Raw genomic sequence first — 18,765 nt, forward strand, 5'->3', positions numbered from 1 at the left:
TGCATGGCATGCAGAGCGGGGCCGCAAAAAGCGCCTGAAAAATTAAATTTGCATATAAAGCATTTGCAGATTAATTTTGACCCTCGATATGCAAAACATAAAGAAGTATACAAAGGTTACCAAGACAGGCTCCATACACGGGGAAGGTTGAGGACTACTTTGTATATCAACATATTCAGAGGCCTTCCCACAAAACGGGAAGGCTTTTTTAATTTAACGCCCTGCCTGAAAAGGGGCGTTCAACCAAAAAAACAAAACAAAAGGAGCAAAACATGAAAGTTGCGGTTGTAGGTGCCACCGGTTTAGTGGGTACCAAAATGTTACAGGTATTAGCCGAAAGGAATTTCCCGGTTACAGAATTACTGCCAGTAGCCTCAGAAAGATCAGTAGGTAAAGAAGTGGAATTCAAAGGAAAGAAATTCAAAGTGGTTAGCATGACCGATGCTATTGCCGCAAAACCTGCTGTGGCACTGTTTTCAGCTGGTGGAAGCACTTCCCTCGAATGGGCCCCTAAATTTGCAGAAGCAGGCATTACGGTTATTGACAACTCTTCGGCCTGGCGTATGGACCCTACCAAAAAATTAGTGGTGCCTGAAGTGAACGCGCATGTACTGGGCAAGGACGATAAGATCATTGCCAACCCCAACTGTTCTACTATTCAAATGGTGGTGGCTTTAGAGCCTTTGCATAAAAAATATAACATTACCCGTATTGTAGTTTCTACCTATCAAAGCGTTACCGGTACTGGTAAAAAAGCGGTTGACCAGCTGATGGGCGAACGCCAGAAAGCCGTACAAAATGCGAACGGCGAATATCCCATGGCGTATAAATACCCCATTGACCTGAACGTTATTCCCCAGATCGATGTTTTCCTCGACAACGGTTATACGAAAGAGGAAATGAAAATGGTGAACGAAACCAAAAAGATCATGGGTGATGATGCCATCAGGGTAACCGCTACCACGGTTCGTATCCCGGTTATGGGCGGTCACAGTGAAAGCGTGAACGTAGAGTTCAACAAGGATTATCAATTGAATGAAGTAAAACAACTGTTGCAATCGGCCCCTGGGGTTGTATTGGTCGATGATCCTGCCAGCCAGCAATATCCCATGCCTATGGACGCGCATGAAAAAGATGAAGTGTTTGTAGGAAGATTGCGTCGTGACGAAACGCAACCCAATACCCTCAACATGTGGATCGTAAGCGACAACCTGCGTAAAGGTGCTGCTACCAATGCGGTTCAGATCGCAGAATACCTGATGGGTAAAGGCCTGCTGAAATAATATTGAACCTGCCTGTCATTGGGCAGGTATTGAATAATGATGAATGTCGGGGTGTTTTACTTCGACATTCATCATTTAATGTACTTTATTCAACATTGTCAAGCGCCCGGTTTATGAACTGTACCATGGGCTGCAGGGTCTCAAAAGCGGTAATTGTTTTTTTAACGAGGTCTTTGGCCGTGAGGTCGGCATCTTTCAACGACTGCATGGCGATCCAGCTTTTCAGTTTTAAATAATCGGCCGCGGGGTGGTCTTTATCGAAGCCTGCCGGTACCCGGCTCAGGCTAATGTCTTCTTCTTTATACAGGTCGCCGTAAACGGTGGTGAACTTCTTCGACTGAACGATCTTTTTGAACTCATCAAAGCAATAATCAATTTCCTGCCGCACTTTTTTCATTTCCGGAGGCATGGGCATCCAGATGCCGCCCCCAACAAAGCTTTGTCCCGGCTCGCAATGAAAGTAATAACCTGCAAAGATCGATTTACGGCCGCCGCGGTTAATGCTGGCGCCCATATTGTTCTTGTAAGGCGTTTTGTCTTTTGAGAACCGGATATCGCGGTTGATACGGAAAACGCATTTTTTTGCTTCCTGGTCGCGTATGGTATCATCTTTCAGCCCATATTTATCGATAACAGACTGAATGAACGACTCAAAATCTTTTTTGGCATCCTCGTATTGTTTACGATGTGCATCGAACCAGGGCTTGTTATTGTTCTTGGAAAGGTCCTTAAGGAATTTTAATGTGGAGGGTTGCAACATAGCGAATGTTTTTATCCGGGCCCGGTTAAGCCGGGAGCAATGAATTTCCGGAAGCGCAATTTCGGGCAATAATTTCAAATGTGGCGGGTAATTCACCCTTCAATAGCCCTTAATGGAGAGGATGGGGCAAAAAAATAAGTGGTGTGAAAGCTAGCCTTATGCGATCACACCACTTATGTCTGCATCAATTACCGGGCATTATTTTATCCTGCCCCAGTTTTCACCACTCTTAATGCGGTACATGGTCATCTCGGAGACGCCAAATTTTTCCGCTAATTTTTTGATGGTGATCTTCCGGTTCTTGTCGTTTAGGATCTTTTTAATGCCTTGAACCTGTTTCGCGTTCAGCTTCAGACCTTCGGTTCTGTTTGCCTGTACTTTTTTGTACGCAATCTTGGCCGGGCTGTGTTGCTGATGTTCGATCATTTCCTCAAGGGTTGCCCATTTCAGGTTCTTCACCGCATTGTCAAGCTTGTTGTGATTGATGTGAATCACATACTTGTTCTTCAGTGAGGGCTTTTTGAGAAATAAACGGGCAATCTCACGGTGAATGTACAGAGTACCGTTGTTGCCTGGACGATGCAGATTCAAAGTTCTGTAACCGGTAGTTAGGGAACCCTGAAGCAATTTACCGTCTTCAACAACGTCTTCTGTGTAGCTGGCTATGCGTCCCATTGAAGATAACGCATACTTTTTACGGAGGTGTTTCCAGCCTGGAAACTGCAGTGGTTTCCACACCTCATTGGGGAGTTTTTTTATCATCGCCTTTTCCTTTTGGCTAAAGTTACAAAAAAACAAATGTGAAATTCAAACAATTGATAAGAATCATATCAATGATGTATAAGGGACAGGAATTCGGCTTCGGTTATAATCTTGATTGAGGTTATCTTTTTGGCCTTTTCCAGCTTGCTGCCGGCCTCTTCTCCCGCTACCAGATAGTTTAAATTGGCGCTTACACTGCTTAATAGCTTGCCACCGTTAGATTCTACCATGGCCTCGGCGTCACTACGCTTGAGCGTGGGCAAGGTGCCCGTAAATAAAAACGTTTGACCGCTCAGGTTGCCTCCCGTTACCAGGTCTTTTTTGTCGTTTTTCAGCCTCAGGCCCAGCGCTGAGAGCTTTTGCAGGGTTTCAATATTGTCCAAATTTTGGAAAAACTGATGTACACTGCCAGCCACCTTGGGGCCTATATCTTCGAGGTTTTGCAGGTCTTCGATCGTATAACCCTTTAAATCTAACAAATGCTTAACAGCATGGGCAAGCGTTTTTGCGGTGGTTTCACCCACATACCTGATGCCCAGGGCATATATGAGCCGGTGTATAGGCTGCGCTTTTGACGCTTCGATGGCGGTTTGCAGGTTGGTGATGCTTTTCTTGCCAAACCCTTCTAACGTCCCTATTTTATCAAAAGGCAATTGGTATATGCCTGGTATATCTTTCAAAAAACCTAACGTATAGAACTTACGAATGTTGGCTTCACCCAGTCCCCTGATGTCCATGGCATCCTTTTGGGTGAAGTGAATGATGCGTTCTACGACCTGGGCTTCGCAATTGATGTTGCTGCAACGCCATACAGCTTCTTCCTCCGGCTTCTCGAGCTTATCGCCACATACCGGGCAATGGGTGGGGAAATCAATTTTCTTTTCTGTTCCGTTACGAAGTTCGGGCAGGGATTTAACGATATAGGGGATCACATCGCCTGCCCGTTCAACCAGTACGGTATCGCCGATCATGAGGTCTTTTTCTTTGATCACTTCTTCATTAAACAATGATACAGAACCTACTGTAACCCCGCCAATAGGCACAGGATCTATCTTGGCCACAGGGGTAACCGAACCCGTACGGCCAACCTGGAACTCCACGGCCTTTAACTTGCTGGTAGCCTGACGGGCCTTGAACTTATAAGCAATGGCCCAGCGGGGGTGATGGGTGGTCATGCCCAGTTGTTCCTGCTGGTGAATATCATTGATCTTGATTACCATACCGTCGATCTCATAAGGCAGGTCGTCGCGCTGCTTTTCAAATTCATGGCAATAGGCAATAACCGCATCAATTCCTTTCAATACCTTCTTTTCCTTTATAGGGCTGCGAAAGCCGAGTTCCCATAACATTTGCAGGCAACCGCTGTGGCTATTCAGCTCATCATGCAGTTCCTTGTTGGGTAACTGGGTATAATGGCTTACCTGGTACAGGAAAGCTTCGAGGTTTCGCTTACTCACCTCCTTTGGGTCTTTGATGCGCAAAGTGCCGGCGGCTGCATTACGGGGGTTGGCCAGGGGGGGCAGATTTTGCTCGGCCAGCTGATCGTTGTATTTTTTGAAGTTCTGTTTGCTCATTAATACTTCGCCCCTGATCTCGAGCTGTTCAAGGCCATATTTTGAAATAGCGGCCGATAATGGGATAGACCTGATCTGTTTTATATTGACAGTGATATCATCACCCTGTACGCCATTGCCGCGGGTAGCGCCGCGTGTAAGCAGGTCGTTTTCGTATATAAGGGAAATGCTGGCCCCGTCGAACTTGGGCTCAATGCAATATTCCAGCTCTTCCACTTTTGCCAGTTCTCTTGCCCGGCGGTCGAAGTCGATAAGGTCATCGGCATTATACGAGTTATCGAGCGATAGCATGGGTACCAGGTGCGATACGGTGGGAAATGAGGAAGTAAGCTCTTTGGCCACCCGCTGCGTAGGCGAATCGGGCGTGCGCAGGGCAGGATTTTCCTTCTCCAGTTTTTCAAGCGCTTTATAGAGTTGGTCGTATTCAAAGTCGGCAATAAGCGGATCATTCAAAATATAATACCGGTGTTCGTGAAAGCGAAGCACATCCCGTAGCTGCTCAATATCTTTATCGGTTATGTGACCTTGAGAGTTCTTATCCATTAAGCCGGTAGTTACCTTTTGTAACGACTTTGTTTGGTCGGGCGAATACATAATTTATAATTCTGTTTTAAGCGAAGTTAATTCAATGCCCTGTTTTAAGTGCAGGGAGGAACCGTTTAGGCTATGCCCGGAATTGACGATTATCAATAAGTGAGCGGCCGAAAAGCGGCAAAACAGCCTGTTTTGGGCAAAAAAACACGATGGGGTGGTTCGAAAAACTGGTATAAAACTTATTCACAGTTAATAAGTTACGGTTGTGTGAAGGGTTAAGAAAAGGGGTATGGTATTTGAAACATGTCCATTGTCAACAAGTGAAGGGAAAAAGTACAGGTGCGTTCAGTTGTGAAACAATCCCTATATCTTTAGCGTCAAATTCAAAACCGGAAAGGGCTGCCTGTATTAGGTTTGCCAGTTTGCCGGTGATGTACATTCATTTAACCAAGTATTTCTTAACCCTGACAATCTGCTAATAGCCATGGGAACAGCATTACAAAGAACCATTTATCAATTACGTTCTGAAGACCGTGAGTTCTTTCAGATCGCCATTTCGGTTGACTGTGTAATTTTTGGTTTCGACAAAAACGAACTGAAAGTATTACTCATTAAATCTGACCTGGAAGAATTCAATAACCAGTGGTCGTTACTGGGCGACCTGGTACGTCCCGATGAAAACCTCGACACCGCCTCATACCGCGTATTGAAAGATCGTACGGGGCTCGATGATGTATACCTTGAACAGGTATATACTTTTGGTGAGGTAAACCGGCACCCCGCCGGCAGGGTTATCAGCACCGCTTATTATTCGCTGATCAATATTAAAGACCACCAGCCTATGTTGAGTGACAATGAGCTGCACTGGCACCCGGTGAATGAGATCAATACACTGGCTTTTGATCATAAGACCATCCTCGATACCTGCCTGCAACGGCTGCAATCGAAGATTGAAGAGCACCCCATCGTATTCAATCTGTTGCCCGAAAAGTTCTCGCTCCGTGAGTTACAAAATCTGTATGAAGCCATCCTCGGCGTTAAAATGGACCGCCGCAATTTCAGGAAGAAGTTCTTCCTCATGAACTGGCTTGAAGATATGAATGAGCTGGAACAGGATGTTCCGCACCGGCCCGGAAAATTGTACCGGTTCAATGCTTCCCGGTTCTCTAACGGTAAAACCAAGACCCCGATGCCCGTATAATATTCGTTTTTAATTTAAAAGCAAGATATAAAGCAGCATTTTTTAATGTAAGTAGTGTCTAGTAATTAGAAAAGGCACTAATCTCACCCGTCCGGTGCATGGTTGCTACATCTGAGTAACCATGTTAACTGGCTCATAACCACTTGGATAAGGCAATAAATCGTAGCATGTAAGTTTTAGGTAAGATCGGCTAAATCGACTTATTTATTTTTTTTAGAGTTATAGAAATTGTATATAATTGTGTATAGGTTACACAATTGGTATCAACGATTTTTAACCAATAACTACTTACTATTATGCCCTCAAAACGATTGCTAAAGGCAATACTGCCTTTATTGACTGTCATCTATTCCCTCAACGTCTATTCTCAAACCAAGCAAATTACAGGTACAATCAAAGACAGCAAGGGTGCCGGTGTTGTAGGCGCTTCTGTTGTCATTAAAGGTTCCAGAGGTGGTACTACCACCAATGCTGAGGGAACGTTTCGGCTAACGGTGCCCGAAGCAACCAAAACACTATCCATTAGTGCCGTAGGGTTTGCACCCCAGGATGTAGACGTTTCTTCCAGTGCTACTGTTGATGTTAAACTGGTCGAAAGCCAAAGTAGTCTTAATGAAGTGGTGGTTGTAGGGTATGGTGGGGTACGAAAAAGAGACATCACCGGTTCGGTGGCGGTAGTAGCTGCCAAGGATTTTAACCGCGGGCAGATCAATACGCCCGAACAGTTATTACAGGGCAAGGTGCCTGGCTTGCAAATTACCAATAGTAGCGGTCAGCCCGGCGGGCTTACTATTGTAAAGATCAGGGGAAACAACTCCATCAGAACGGGTAACACGCCGTTGTATGTAGTGGATGGCGTTATATTGGATGGCCGTACACCGCGGCCAAACTTCGCCCCCTCCGGTGTAGGTACTACCCCAACCAGTGACCCGCTCACGTTTATTAACCCCAACGAAATTTCCGATGTTCAGGTGCTGAAAGATGCTTCAGCCGCTGCAATTTTCGGTTCCCGCGGCGCCAATGGCGTTATACAGATAACTACAAAAAAAGGCGCCGTTGGTCCTGCCAAAGTAGAGGTCAATGCCAACGTTGGTTTTAGCGATGAAATGCGGAAGATCGATGTGCTGGATGCTGGCGGTTATCGCGCAGCTATTGCAAAATATGGCGCCCCTAATTCAGATTCGGGCGCCAGTATAAACCCATTCAAGGAGATCATTCGCCATGGCGTTACCCAAAACTATTCAGTTGCCTTAAGTGGTGGTAACGATAACGGCAGATACCGGGCTTCCTTCTTTGCCGGCGATCAGGATGGTATTATTGTTAAGAGCAACCTCAAAAAATATGTAGGGAATTTTAATGGCCAGTTTAAATTCCTCGATAAAAAATTAAGCATAGATTTTAGCACCACGGCTGCCAATGTGGGTGAACATATAGCGCCTATTTCTCAGGATGCCGGTAGTAACGGCACCTTGATCTCGCTGGCCCTTATATGGAACCCTACCCTGGTATTGAGAAGGAGTGACGGAACGTATAACCAAACAAACCCCAGCGGACAGGTTAACCCACTGGCTTTGTCAGATGCGTATACCGATATCTCGAACATAACTACAGTGCTGGGCAATGTAAACGCATCGTATAAAATTTTTGACTGGCTCGAATACGCATTTAAATATGGGCTTAATTATGGTTCAGGTAATCGAAAAGGTGAAATACAGGGTTGGATAAAAGGAACAGGTGGTAATGCAGATGGCGCCGGTGCGGCTGCTGTATTGAATAATTACCTGTTCTCACAAACCCTTACACATACCTTACAATTTAATAAAGACGTGGGTAGCGATTTTTCAATAAATGCGCTGGCGGGGTACGAATACTGGAAAACTGAATATTGGGGAAGCAGCACCTCGGTGTATGGGTTCGACTACAATCTGCAACAGACAAACCGCGTAGGCAATCATTATTATGATAATATGGATGATGGCAAACGCGCTAATTTAAACACCGGTGCATTCAGAGACCCAATCGTTGAAATTCAAAGCTATTTTGCCCGTGCTGTATTTAATTATAGGGGCAGATATTCTCTTACAGGTACCTTCAGGGCCGATGGTTCCAGCAAGTTCGGTTCAGCAAACCGGTATGCTTACTTCCCCTCGCTGGCTGCATCCTGGCTTATTTCGGGCGAAGACTTTATGAAAGATAACCCAATCATCAATACATTGAAGCTGCGGGTAGGATACGGCCAAACCGGTAACCAGGAGTTTGCGGCAGATGCTGCGCTCGATGTATACCGGTATTCAAGCAACGGTTCAATTACCACCAACCACTTCGGAAATAAGAACCTGAAATGGGAAACGGTTGAATCATATAACATAGGGCTCGACTTTACCTTATTAAACAACCGGCTCAATGGCGTAGTTGATTATTTTTATAAAAAGACCAAGGACCCCATCTTTCTGGCTGTGGTGCCACAACCAACCGGCGCCGGTGGTGTACAATATAAAAACCTCGATGGCGCCTATGTACGGAACAGCGGGGTAGAGATCGGTTTGTGGGGCGATATCATTGTTGGAAAGGATTTTAACTGGAGCGCCAATGCAAACGCAACATTTGTAAAGAACAAATTTATATTCCCCGCAGCAGGCAAAGCGCCCCTGGCATTGACAGGTGGTTTGCACGGTCAGGGTACTTCGGGCGCTTTCTCAGAAGCTATTGCAAATAATCAGCCGGTTGATGTTTTTTACCTGCCCTCGTTCCAGGGATTTGATAAGGACGGTATCGGTATTTATTCAGCACAACCTGATTATGTAGGCGATCCCAATCCCAACCTCTATGTAGGGTTCAGTACTGATATTTCATACAAAAAATGGAGCATTAACCTGGGTACACACGGCTCTTTCGGGAACAAGCTGTACAACAATACCGCCATGAGCGTATTGAATATCTCAAATATAATTGGTGGAAGAAATATCGCTTCGGGCCTTGTTTCAAGTTCTGAAAGCCCGGCAAACCCGATCACCACTTCTACCCGGTTCCTCGAAAGTGGTAGTTATTTTAAATTACACAGTGCCACCCTGCGCTATACGTTTGGCAACCTGAAAGCACTCAAAAACTTTAGTGTATACGTTTCTGCCAATAACATATTTGTGATCTCCAAGTATAAAGGTTTTGATCCTGAAGTGAATGTTGATAAAGCCCTGAATGGTATTCCTTCATTGGGTGTCGATTATATTGGCTATCCAACACAAAGAACATTTTTAGGCGGGGTTAGTTTTTCTTTATAACAGTCACTACAAAAAAATAAATCATGACACTTAAATATATTTTCACGGCTGGTTTGGTGCTGTCGCTGGGTTGTACTAAGCTGGATCAGAAATTAAATGATAGTTTCACCACTCCTGGTGGCACCGGTTCTTCAGATGTGAACGCGCTATTGACCGGTGCATATAACAGCATGGCCCCGTTAATGCATAACCAGGACCGGCTATTTTCCTTACAGGAAACAACAACTGATGAAGCATTGATTCCGGTACGTGGTGGCGACTGGGACGATAACGGTGTTTGGCGTGTATTGCATGCGCACACCTGGACAACCATTCACACGCAAATCAAGACTGTTTTCAACCTGTTGGGACAATTGGAAAGCGGCGCCATCACAACCCTGGCATTTAATCCCAATGCGAGCCAGAAAGCTGAAGCATTATTCCTTCGCTCTTTTGCCCAGTTCTATTTTCTTGATCTGTACGGGCAGGTGCCTTACAGGCAGGTAGTTGATTACAACTCAATAGGACCCGCCCCGGTAATGTCACCGGCAGAAGCGGTTGATACGTTAACAACTATACTAAATGGTATTATTCCACAGTTGCCAGAGGCAAACCTTCCATATAAAGCAAGCCCCGATGCAGCCCGGTTCTTATTGATGAAAGTGCTGTTAAATAAAGGCGCTTTCATAAACAAGCAATCACCTACATTTGCCGATGCCGATATGCAACAGGTAGTTACGCTGGGAAATGCCATTATTAACAGCGGTAAGTACAGTCTTACCACCAATTACTTTGATAATTTCGGTCCTACCAATTCAACGGATTCAAAAGAAAGGATCTTTGCCTGGCACAATACGGGCGCCGCTTCGGCAAATGACGGTATTAACAGCGGTGGTATCAATGCCCGCTGGATGATGACACTGCATTACAACTCCTGGGATAAGAACAATACATTTGGAAGCGCAGGCTGGAATGGCTTTACCACCGTGGCCGAATTTTATAATACTTTTGGTTCAACCGATAAAAGATTGGGCGGAATCGCCTATCCCGGTGTAACCGACCAATCTGGCTTAAAACCGGGTTTGGTAGTAGGCCCTCAGGTTAATGAAGCCAACCAGCCGATAAAAGATCGTCAGGGCAATCCGCTTTCATTTACCACCGATGTGAAATTAATAGAAGTCGATAAAAAAAGGCTGGAAGTAGCAGGTATCCGTGTTATTAAGTATCCACCGGATTATTCAGCTTATAATACCGGCAACCAGCGAAATCAATTGCAGATCTTCCGTTATGCCGATGTGCTGTTAATGGTGGCCGAAGCCAAATTGCGGCAGGCATCGCCCGATGTGGCCGGCGCCCTGGTACTGATAAACCAGTTAAGGGCTGCCCGTGGCGCCACAGCGCTCACAGCTATTACGCTGGTGAATCCGGCTAATGTATATGATGCAGGCACATTACTGGCCGAAAGAGGCCGGGAAATGTATTGGGAAAGCTGGCGCCGGCAAGATCTCATCCGGTTTGGCGTGTTCCTTAAAGCATGGTCTTTAAAAGATGCCGATCCCGATCCGCAAAGAAACCTGCTTTTCCCCATTGCACCAGATGAACTGCTGGCTAATCCAAACCTGCATCAAAATCCCGGCTATGGCGAATAAGATAATTGATTAAATTTATTGTACTACACAAAGGTCATTATTCATCAATAATGACCTTTGTCCTTTCAATGAGGGTGATGCACGCATACATTATATTCAATAATATTATTATCCGGATGTATTTAAAAGGATTGCTTGGCTGTTTGCTCGCAGGTTGTCTTTTTTGCACAGCCTGTAAAAACAAAAAAGATGCACAATCAACCTTGTTTGAGTTGATGGAAAATACCGGCATCAATTTTAATAACCAGGTGGTTGACCAGGAGTATGATAACAGTTTTTTGTTCAGAAACTTTTATAACGGCGGTGGCGTGGCCATTGGCGATATCAATAATGATGGCCTGGCCGATGTGTTGCTCACCTCGAACATGGCTGAGAATAAATTATACCTGAATAAAGGCAATTTCAAGTTTGAAGATATTACAGCAAAAAGTGGCATGAAGCAGGACAGCATGTGGAGCACCGGCGCCGTGATGGCTGATATTAATAATGATGGCTGGCTCGATGTGTACATCTGCAATTCGGGTCACATGAAAAATGGCCACCGGCGCAACAAATTATACCTCAACAACCATAACGGCACGTTTACAGAAGCGGCAGCACAATATGGGCTGGATATTTCAGCTTACACTACCCAGGTTTCTTTTTTTGATTACGATCTCGATGGCGATCTCGATTGTTTTATGATCGATAACAGTCCCATGCCGGTGAATACCCTCGGTTATACCAACCGGCGCGATCTGCCGGCAAAAGAGTGGCCTGTGGCTGATTTCGTAAAAGATGGCGGCGATCATTTATACAGAAATGACAACGGCCATTTTACCGAGGTGAATAAAGAAGCCGGTATTCATGGCACTTTAATGAGCTTTGGGCTGGGCGTTTCGGTGGGCGATGTCAATAACGATGGCTATCCTGATATCTATGTGGCCAATGATTCGTACGAACGCGATTATTTATACATCAACCAACGCAATGGCACTTTTAAAGATGAAATGGAAAGGTGCATGAAGCAGAACAGCTTTTCATCGATGGGTGCCGATATAGGAGATATCAACAACGATGGTTATGCCGACATTTTCACTACCGACATGCTGCCCGACAACGATTACCGCCTTAAAACATTGGGCGCGTTTGATAACATTGATCAGTATCGCAACAAATTGCAAATAGGATTCTATCACCAGTACATGAAGAACTGTTTGCAGTTGAATAATGGTAATGGCACATTTTCAGACATAGCCAATTACAGTGGTGTGTGCGCTTCCGACTGGAGTTGGGGCGCCTTGCTGTTCGATGCCGATAATGATGGCCTGAACGATATTTACGTTTGCAATGGCGTTAACCGCGACGTCACCGATCTTGACTTTATGGAATTCTTCGCCAATGATATTATACAAAAAATGGTGCTCACCGGTAAAAAAGAAAAGGTGCAGGAAGTGGTAGAGCATATTCCCAAAACGCCGCAGATCAATAAAGCGTTTAAGAACCTGGGTAATCTGAAGTTTGCAGATGTGAGCCATGACTGGGGATTTACGCAGCCCTCTTTTTCAAATGGCGCAGCTTATGCCGATCTGGATAACGATGGCGACCTCGACCTGGTGGTCAATAATATAAACCAGCCGGCTTTTGTTTATAAGAACCGGTCGCGCGAGCTGAATACAAATCATTACCTCAGCGTACTGCTAAAGGGAACTGACCACAATACTTTTGCTATTGGCAGTAAGATCACCCTGCACACTGGCGGCACAATTATAACCCGCGAAGTAGTGCCCAGCCGGGGATTTCAATCGTCAATGGATTACAAACAGGTGATGGGGTTGGGAAAAAGGGCGGTCATAGATTCAATGATCATCATGTGGCCCGATCGCAGCGTAACTACCATCATTCATCCGGCAATTGATACAACCCTGGTGTTGTCAAAAACAAATGGCGCAAAAGATTCCCTGCAGTATGCAATACCCAATAATTCCCGGTTGTTTATGCTGGTGCCCAGTGTATTTGAAAAGCACATGGAAGATGATTATGTTGATTTTTATTACGAAAGGAATATACCCGAGATCCTTTCCCGCGAAGGGCCTAAAATAGCCACTGCAGATGTAAATGGCGATGGGTTAACCGATATGTATGTTGGTGGAACAAAAGGCCACCCCGGGCAATTATACCTGCAACAAAAAGGCGGCGGTTTTGTAAAGAAGGAAGTTCCGGTTTTTGCCCAGTTCAAGGATTTTGAAGATGAAGCCGTGCTGTTCTTTGATTGCGACAAAGATGGCGATGCCGATCTTTTTGTAGGGCCGGGTGGAAATAACAGCCCGCCCTATAGCCGGGAAATGCAAAGCCGCCTGCTAAAAAATGATGGGAAAGGAAATTTTACCCTCGATGCAGCTGCTTTTCAAAATAATGGCATGAACACCGGGATTGCCATCGCTTATGATTTTGATCAGGATGGGGACCTCGACCTGTTTGTCGGAGGCAGAAGTACGCCCCGTAATTATGGCATTGCACCCGCCAGTTACATATACCTGAATAATGGGGAAGGACATTTTACTGATATCGCGAAAACAAAAAATGCTGACATTGCAAATATTGGGATGGTTACCGGGGCGGTTTGGGCCAATGTGGCCGGTGATGCAGCAAAAGAGCTGATCATTACCGGCGAATGGATGGCGCCCCGCATCTTTACGTTCAAAGGCGATCATTTTATTGAAGTAAAAAGCGATCTCAACGAATTGTATGGCTGGTGGCAAACAGTTGTTGCTGCAGATGTAAACAATGATGGAAAGACCGATCTGGTATTGGGGAATGTTGGTGATAATTTTTACCTGCATCCCGATAAGGAAGACCCCGTAAAGTTGTGGATCAATGATTTTAACAGCAATGGGTCTGAAGATAAGATCCTGACCCGCACTTATGAAAAACGCGATGTGCCGGTGTTTTTAAAACGGGAAATGCAGGAAGAGATCCCTTCTATAAAAAAGGAGAACCTGCAGCACAAGGATTACGCACGGAAATCAATACAGGAGCTGTTTCCCGAAGAAATGATCGAAAAAAGCAATGTAAAACTGTTTAATTATACTAAAACAATAGTGGCCATCAATAACGGCAATGGCCAGTTTACCATTCAACCATTGCCATATGAGGCGCAATTGTCCCTAACGAATGCAATATTGTGTACCGACATTAATAAAGACGGGTTTCCCGACCTGGTGTTGGGTGGAAATAAATCAGGTTTTCCGCCCCAGTTCGGCAAGCTCGATGCCAGCTACGGCGATGTATTGATAAATAATGGAAAAGGTAGCTTTACCTGGTTGCCCTCGCGGCAAACGGGTTTGCTGGTTGAAGGTGAAGTGCGCGATATCACGTTGATTGCCGGAACGGGGGAGAATTATATTGTATTTGCAAGAAATGATGATTATCCGGTTCTATACAGTATAAAAAAGTAAAACAAGCGAATCGTAATTTATGATAAACAAACAATGGGCAGGCTTTTGTTTGATGATCTTATCCATACTTGGTTTTTCCGCATGTTCAGAACGGAATAAGCAACCGCCGTTGTTTGAAGTATTGGATGATGCCAAAACAGGTTTACACTTTACCAACATCCTGACGCCAACCGACTCCTTCAATATATTTCATTACATGTATTTCTATAACGGCGCAGGTGTGGGCGCTGCCGATTTTAATAATGACGGATTGGTTGATCTTTTCTTTGCCTCTAACCAGGTACAAAACAAATTGTTCCTGAATACCGGTAAACTAAAATTCAGGGACGTAACAAAAGAAGCAGGTTTACCCAATGACAATGGCTGGAGCACCGGTGTGTCTATTGTTGACATCAACAACGATGGCCTGCAGGATATTTATGTGTGCCGGGTGGGCAATTATGGTCCGTTGAAAAGCCATAATCAGTTACTGATCTGTACCGGAATTGATAAGGATGGTGTTCCGCATTATGTTGATAAAGCAAAAGAAATGGGGCTCGATTTTTCGGGTTTCAGTACCCAGGTAGCCTTCCTTGATTATGATTTAGATGGCGACCTGGATATGTTTCTCCTGAATCATTCTATACATGCAAACAGCAATTTTCGACCGCGCGGTGAATTTTTTGGAACCTATGACCCTTTATCGGGCGACAGATTGTTTCGCAACGATCTGGCAACAGCTTCAGCCGGTTCACTGCCTCACTTTACTGATATAACCCGCCAGTCGGGCATTAACAGCTCGGCCATTGGGTACGGTCTTGGCATTGCTGTAAGTGATATTAATCTCGATGGTTACCCTGACATCTACGTAGGCAACGATTTTCATGAAAACGATTACCTGTACCTCAATCAGCACAACGGCACCTTTAAAGAAGACCTGAATGACTGCATGATGCATACCAGTCAGTATACGATGGGCGTTGATATTGCCGACGTAAACAACGATGGTTATTCGGAGGTCATTTCCATGGATATGTTACCGGCCGACCCGTATATTTTGAAAAGATCGCTGGGCGAAGATGCATATGATATCTTCAACCTGAAATTAAAAAGCGGCTATAATTATCAATACACGCGGAATAACCTGCAGTTGAATGACAGGAATGGCGCTTTCAGTGAAGTGGGGCTGTACAGTGGGGTATTCGCTACTGATTGGTCATGGTCGGCCCTGTGGATGGATTTTGATAATGATGGATTGAAAGACCTGTTTATTTCGAATGGCATTCCCAAGCGGATGAATGATATCGATTACATCAATTATATCTCCAATGAAGAGATCCAGAATAAGTTGCGGGTCGATAAAAGCAATGAAAAGGACATGGCCCTCATTGAAAAATTTCCCCAGATAAAAATTCCCAATAAGTTCTTCAAAAATACCGGCGATCTGGCTTTTACCGACCTGGAACAACAGGTAACGGATAACAAACCCACCTACTCAAACGGTGCTGTTTATGCCGACCTCGACAATGATGGCGACCTGGATGTAGTAGTAAATAATATCAACGATCCGGCGCTGGTGTATGAAAACAAAAGCAACGACAAACACGACAAAGCATATGTAGATATAAAGCTGAGAGGTGCTTCAAATAATATCAATGGCATTGGGGCTAAAGTAGTACTGTTTGCGGGCGGGCAATTATGCCTGTATGAAAAGGAAGGCGTGCATGGATTTATGTCGGGTATAGAAATACCTATGCATATCGGTCTCGACAAAGTTAAAGTTGATTCAGCATTTTTGATATGGCCCGATAATACCTATCAACCGGTCAGCATTCCCGGAAATACACCACACCTTACATTAACCTGGCAAAAAGGGTTGCCCCAGTTCGATTACCGCATCATCACAAATTATAAAAAGAACAGGTCGTTACCCCTTTCAAATATTACAGACAGTGTGCACCTGCAATACCTGCATAGCGAGAATCATTTTCCTGAATTTGACCGGGAGCCATTGATGCCCCATATGCTTTCTACCGAGGGGCCTGCTCTTGCAGTAGGAGATATCAATAATGATGGTCTGCAGGATGTATTCATCGGTTCTGCCAAATGGCAAAAAAGTGCCGTGTATGTACAAAAGCCAGGCGGAACTTTTGTGAGGACCGCCCAACCCGGAATAGAAAATGACAGTACGTTTGAAGATGTAGATGCCTGTATTACGGATGTGAATAAAGATGGTTATGCCGACCTGGTAGTAGCCAGTGGCGGCAATGAATTTTATGGCAATGATGAACACCTGTTGCCGCGGGTATACCTGAACGATGGAAAAGGACAATTTATCAGGTTGCCCAATGCTTTTACCGGAATATATGAAACCGTATCGTGTATAGTGCCGTACGATTTTAATAAAGATGGTTTTGTTGACCTGTTTGTTGGCGGCAGGGCCATACCCTGGGCTTACGGGCAAATGCCCCGGTCATACTTATTACAAAATGATGGCAGCGGGAAGTTCAAAGATGTCACCGCTCAGCATGCAAAGGACTTATCCGATGCAGGTTTTGTAACCCGTGCCTTATGGTTCGATATTGACAAAGACGGTGACCAGGACCTGTTGTGTTCATTTGAATGGGGCGGTATAGATGCCTGGATCAATAACAATGGTGAGTTTACCAGGAAGGTGCTTACCGATAAAAAAGGCTGGTGGAATTTTATCTTACCAGTCGATATTGACAACGACGGTGATATTGATCTGGTGGCAGGAAACCTGGGTACCAACAGCCGGTTGAAAGCTTCGGAGAAGGAACCGGTTCGTTTGTATTACAATGATTTTGATGACAACGGTAAAAAAGAGCAGGTGTTGACATACTATGTACAGGGCCGTGAAATACCATTTGCCAATAAATCGGAGCTGGAAAAGCAAATGCCGGTGTTGAAGAAAAGTTTTCTGTATGCCGAAGATTTTGCAAAAGCCCGGTTGAATGAGCTGTTTACCCCTGCGAAGTTGAAAGGGGCAGAAGTTTTAACCGCTGACTATTTTTACAATGCCGTTCTTATAAACGATGGCCATATGCAGTTCACCACGGAGGCGTTGCCCTGGCAGGCACAACTGACGAGTTACCGCGATGCGGTGGTGGTAAATGCCAATGATGATGGCCTGCCCGATCTGTTGCTGGGCGGAAATTATTACGAGAACAATGTAGAAATGGGCCGGTATGATGCAGATTGGGGAACGCTGTTATTAAATAAAGGAAAGGGGCATTTTGAAGTGGAAAAACCCAATGGGGTTTTGATAAAGGGGCAGGTACGGCATATCCAAAAGATCGACATTGCAAAAAAAGAAGCATTTATACTCGCCCGAAATAATGACTCTGTGATGGTGGTTCGGTTTTCAAAATAATGGCACATAGATATCGGTGACCCAACGCGTGGTGTCGGGTTCTGCGCTTCTGTCAGTAACGAGCTGTTGAAAGGGAAGCGCCATCAGCGTTCGGTGATAATCCTGAATATATAATTGTATCTGGTGTAATGCCTGGTTAACGGTGGCATCACCCCCGTGTACCCGGGTAACCAGGAAACGGTTAAGGGGAATACGTTGGTTATAGAATGGATCGCGAGCCGGGATCGATCTGTTGACCGGAAGCGCCGTCAAAACCTGGAAGCCGAAGGGATACAGGGGTGTTATGCTCATGATGGGTTTGCCGGCTGGTTGAGCCTGGAACGTTGCACTGTATTTTTTCAGGGAGTTTATTTGTGAATAAATAACAGCAACCGAAGGGTATGCAGACATGTTTGTTTTGGTGCCTATGAGCAGGGAGTCTCTGTAAATAGTTTCCTGAAGAGATATACCGTAAATATTTTCTTTTTTTTCTGCAAAGGATTTGAAAAAGCCAAGCACGGCTGCCATGTTGTTCTTTATGGCAACGGCCTGCTGGTATTGTTGAACGCGTTTGAAAGGGTTCAAACCAGAAACCAGGCTACACGACCATTGCATGGTGATGGAATCACCACCTGCCGGCAATAAATGCAGCGTGCTGTTTACAGGCAGTTCATTATGCAGAATGCGGACCTCGAAGGTATTCAGCAGCGTTTTGGTGATCACAAACGAACTGTTCTGAAAACGCAGCATATTGCCCTGTGACTGGCTGCCCGGCCACCAGGCTTTCCATTTCTCCACCGTTGTCATATGGCGGTATGCACCGGGTGTGGTACAGTTAACAGGCGTTATTTGAACAACGTTCAATTGCGCGGGGATGAAAATATAAATACCAGCGATGGAAGCAACAATAACGAGAAAGATAATCAGTAGCCATTTTTTCATAGTGCCAATGGAAC

The 18,765-nt window shown here is 45.0% G+C and carries 10 protein-coding genes; 6 read left to right on the top strand and 4 right to left on the bottom strand.

Annotation, left to right across the window (positions count from 1 at the left end; translation table 11 throughout):
- Positions 1–272 precede the first annotated feature (272 nt).
- A complete protein-coding gene (locus A3860_RS05950) occupies positions 273–1,283 on the top strand; it encodes an aspartate-semialdehyde dehydrogenase (RefSeq protein WP_081145637.1) in 1,011 nt (336 codons plus the stop codon).
- Between the two features lie 85 nt (positions 1,284–1,368).
- Here A3860_RS05950 and A3860_RS05955 read toward each other — a convergent pair whose 3' ends face one another.
- The 3 genes from A3860_RS05955 to ligA form a co-directional block, all read right to left on the bottom strand.
- A complete protein-coding gene (locus tag A3860_RS05955; RefSeq protein ID WP_081145638.1) occupies positions 1,369–2,043 on the bottom strand; it encodes a DUF2461 domain-containing protein in 675 nt (224 codons plus the stop codon).
- A gap of 198 nt (positions 2,044–2,241) precedes the next feature.
- A complete protein-coding gene (locus A3860_RS05960) occupies positions 2,242–2,805 on the bottom strand; it encodes an NUMOD4 domain-containing protein (protein WP_081145639.1) in 564 nt (187 codons plus the stop codon).
- 68 nt (positions 2,806–2,873) lie between these two features.
- On the bottom strand, positions 2,874–4,922 hold the full coding sequence (ligA, locus tag A3860_RS05965) for an NAD-dependent DNA ligase LigA (RefSeq protein ID WP_245843483.1): 2,049 nt from the start codon (positions 4,920–4,922) through the stop codon (positions 2,874–2,876).
- 475 nt (positions 4,923–5,397) lie between these two features.
- Between ligA and A3860_RS05970 the strand changes: the two genes are divergently transcribed.
- The 5 genes from A3860_RS05970 (at position 5,398) to A3860_RS05990 (ending at position 17,830) form a co-directional block, all read left to right on the top strand.
- On the top strand, positions 5,398–6,114 hold the full coding sequence (locus A3860_RS05970) for an NUDIX hydrolase (RefSeq protein WP_081145641.1): 717 nt from the start codon (positions 5,398–5,400) through the stop codon (positions 6,112–6,114).
- A gap of 296 nt (positions 6,115–6,410) precedes the next feature.
- Positions 6,411–9,392 (top strand): SusC/RagA family TonB-linked outer membrane protein, encoded by a 2,982-nt coding sequence (locus tag A3860_RS05975; protein ID WP_081145642.1) that lies wholly within the window; start codon positions 6,411–6,413, stop codon positions 9,390–9,392.
- 23 nt (positions 9,393–9,415) lie between these two features.
- A complete protein-coding gene (locus tag A3860_RS05980; RefSeq protein ID WP_081145643.1) occupies positions 9,416–11,020 on the top strand; it encodes a RagB/SusD family nutrient uptake outer membrane protein in 1,605 nt (534 codons plus the stop codon).
- A gap of 77 nt (positions 11,021–11,097) precedes the next feature.
- Positions 11,098–14,457 (top strand): VCBS repeat-containing protein, encoded by a 3,360-nt coding sequence (locus A3860_RS05985; protein ID WP_245843484.1) that lies wholly within the window; start codon positions 11,098–11,100, stop codon positions 14,455–14,457.
- 19 nt (positions 14,458–14,476) lie between these two features.
- Positions 14,477–17,830 (top strand): VCBS repeat-containing protein, encoded by a 3,354-nt coding sequence (locus tag A3860_RS05990; protein ID WP_081145645.1) that lies wholly within the window; start codon positions 14,477–14,479, stop codon positions 17,828–17,830.
- Here A3860_RS05990 and A3860_RS05995 read toward each other — a convergent pair.
- Positions 17,822–18,751 (bottom strand): GyrI-like domain-containing protein, encoded by a 930-nt coding sequence (locus A3860_RS05995; RefSeq protein ID WP_081145646.1) that lies wholly within the window; start codon positions 18,749–18,751, stop codon positions 17,822–17,824. The two genes, A3860_RS05990 and A3860_RS05995, sit on opposite strands and share 9 nt — an antisense overlap.
- Positions 18,752–18,765: the final 14 nt, after the last annotated feature.

The sequence above is a fragment of the Niastella vici genome (genome assembly GCF_002077945.1).
Classification (GTDB): domain Bacteria; phylum Bacteroidota; class Bacteroidia; order Chitinophagales; family Chitinophagaceae; genus Niastella; species Niastella vici.